The organism is Candidatus Melainabacteria bacterium RIFOXYA2_FULL_32_9 (assembly GCA_001784615.1).
Lineage (GTDB): Bacteria > Cyanobacteriota > Vampirovibrionia > Gastranaerophilales > UBA9579 > UBA9579.
In genome coordinates this window covers 1-2,909 of sequence record MFRQ01000165.1, presented here as the reverse complement: position 1 = coordinate 2,909, position 2,909 = coordinate 1, and the positions used below count along the sequence as shown (strand labels likewise).

Annotated in this window: 2 protein-coding genes and 1 tRNA gene; all 3 read left to right on the top strand. The window is 34.6% G+C overall.

Going from position 1 to position 2,909, the window contains the following annotated elements; genetic code table 11:
- Positions 1-301 precede the first annotated feature (301 nt).
- Positions 302-598 (top strand): co-chaperone GroES, encoded by a 297-nt coding sequence (locus tag A2255_00770; protein ID OGI16795.1) that lies wholly within the window; start codon positions 302-304, stop codon positions 596-598.
- Between the two features lie 26 nt (positions 599-624).
- Positions 625-2,256: a chaperonin GroL gene (locus A2255_00765; GenBank protein OGI16794.1), complete on the top strand. Its 1,632-nt coding sequence runs from the start codon at positions 625-627 to the stop codon at positions 2,254-2,256.
- Between the two features lie 394 nt (positions 2,257-2,650).
- Positions 2,651-2,723: transfer RNA gene (locus A2255_00760), tRNA-Arg, on the top strand.
- Positions 2,724-2,909 lie beyond the last annotated feature (186 nt).

The window sequence follows — 2,909 nt, the reverse complement described above, 5'->3', positions numbered from 1 at the left end:
CTATAGGTAGTGTAGCAGCTGTTATAGGCATGGGATTAGCAGTATTTGGACTTATTAATTTAATTAGAAGATAAATAATTACACAATCAATTAAAAAAGATAGATAACAGAAGTTATCTATCTTTTTTAATTGAAAATTTAAGAACATATAAAAGTGAATAAAAAATTAAATTTTCCTTAATTTCTGAAGCTTTAAAGAAATGCTGTATTAAATTAGGATTATAGAATATCTATAAAAATTTATTTGTAATAGTATTATTTAATACTTAAGTAAAAGATATTGTGTTTTGGAGGAATACTTATGTCAGAAGTAAACATTAAACCTTTAGCAGACAAAATAGTTGTTAAAGTTATTGAGGAAACAGAAACAACCCCTGGTGGAATTTTTATTCCAGACACTGCAAGAGAAAAATCACAAAAAGGTGAAGTTTTAGCAGCTGGCCCAGGAAAACTTCTTGAAAATGGACAAAGAGAAGAGATGGAAGTTAAAGTTGGCGACAAAATTTTATTCTCAAAATATGGTGGCACAGATATTAAAATTACTAACACAGAGTACAAAATTCTCTCAGTTAGAGATGTATTAGGCGTTATCGAGTAGGAATGATTGTGAGGAGCAAATAAAAAATGGCAAAAAGAATTGCATTTAATGAAGAAGCTCGCAGAGCATTAGAAAAAGGAATTGATGCTGTTGCTGATGCGGTAAAAGTGACATTAGGACCAAAAGGACGTAACGTTGTTTTAGAGAAAAAATTTGGCGCACCTCAGATTGTTAATGATGGTGTTACCATTGCTAAAGAAATCGAGTTAGCTGATCATTTAGAAAACGTTGGTGCTCAATTAGTTAAAGAAGTTTCCAGTAAAACAAATGATGTGGCTGGTGACGGTACTACAACAGCTGCGGTATTAGCTCAGTCTATCGTTAAAGAAGGCTTAAAAAACGTTGCAGCCGGCGCTAATCCAATGGATATCAAAAGAGGTATTGATAAAGCAGTTGATGTAATTGTAGAAGAAATTAAGAAAAACGCTAAACAAATTGAATCTAAAGAATCAATTGCTCAAGTTGCAACAATTTCTGCTGGTAACGACAAAGAAATAGGTAATTTAATTGCTGACGCTATGGATAGAGTTGGTAAAGATGGTGTTATTACAGTAGAAGAATCAAAAACCATAGGAACAGAACTTAAAGTTGTTGAAGGTATGCAGTTTGACAAAGGCTATATCAGTCCTTACTTCGTAACTGATCCTGAGAGAATGGAATCTGTTCTTGAAGATGTATTCGTATTATGTGTAAACAAAAAAATTAACCTTGTTGCTGATTTAGTACCTGTTCTTGAGCAGGTAGCCAGAGAAGGCAGAGGTATTTTAATTATTGCTGAAGACGTAGAAGGCGAAGCTCTCGCTACTTTAGTTGTTAACACAATGAGAAAAGTATTAAGAGCAGTTGCTGTTAAAGCTCCTGGATTTGGTGATAGAAGAAAAGCTATGCTTGAAGATATCGCTATTTTAACAGGTGGTCAGCTCTTCACTGAAGAATTAGGCATTAAATTAGAAAATGTTACTATCCAAATGATGGGTAAAGCTCGCAGAGTAACCGTTTCTAAAGACAAGACAACTGTTGTTGTTGGTGAAGAAACTAAAAAAACAGTTGAAGAAAGAGTTAAGTTAATTAAACGTCAAATTGAAGAATCAGAAAGTGATTACGATAAAGAAAAATTACAAGAGCGTCTTGCGAAATTAGCTGGCGGTGTTGCAGTAATCGAAGTTGGTGCAGCTACCGAGACAGAGCTTAAAGATCGCAAACTCAGAATCGAAGATGCTCTTAATGCTACCAGAGCTGCTATTGAAGAAGGCATCGTTCCTGGTGGTGGTGTAACCTTAATTAAAGTCTCCAATGTTCTTGCTACAAGGCTTGGAGAATTTCAAGGTGATCAAAGAACAGGTGCTGAAATTCTCTTAAGAGCATTAGATGCTCCATTAAGACAAATTGCTAACAACGCAGGTGCTCGTGGTGAAGTAGTTGTTGAAAAAGTTAGAGAATTACCAGAAAACCATGGCTTTGATGCTCAAGACAATCAATATGTTGATATGATCAAAGCTGGTATCGTTGACCCTGCAAAAGTTACCAGAACAGCTTTAGAAAACGCTGCTTCAATAGCTGCTATGTTATTAACAACAGAAGCTGCTATCGTAGACGTTCCTGAAGAAAAAGGCGGTATGCCAGCTATGCCAGGCGGCATGCCAGGAATGGATTACTAATTCCATAAATAATTTAAATAATCAAAGAGAGATATGGCTTTTGTCATATCTCTCTTGCTGTTTGAGGTATTAAATCTTGCATTGTCATTGCGAACCGTACAACGTTAATAATCAGTTAAAATTAATTTGTGAAGCAATCTCAGAGCATAAATACCTCGCACAGTCATTCTGGAATGTTTTGCAGTCCGACTTGAGAATCTAAAAATAGTTTATGCCATCCTGAATTTAGTTTTAGACCTTTTTAACGTGTATTACTATTCTTCATTTACCTCTTTTTAGCTTTTAGTCCTTAGAAATACCACACAAAACTTGTCCTATATATTAAAAAAGATTAAAATTTTGCTGAATAGATTTATCTTGAATTATTTCTGTGTTACAAATATAATCATTAAGTGCCCTGGTAGCTCAGTGGATAGAGCAACCGCCTTCTAAGCGGTAGGTCGCAAGTTCGAATCTTGCCCAGGGCGCTTTTTATTTGCAAGGATTCCGGCGATTTTAAAATCATCAAAAAATACCCGAAAATAGCAAATTGTTCCAAAAATTTTTAGGGGTAGTATAGTTCTTTACCTGTATTTTGGTAAAAAACTCGTTTTTTGGAAACTTTTTATATAAATGGGATTTATAGGAAGGTCTGTTTATCTTAGAAGCTGTTT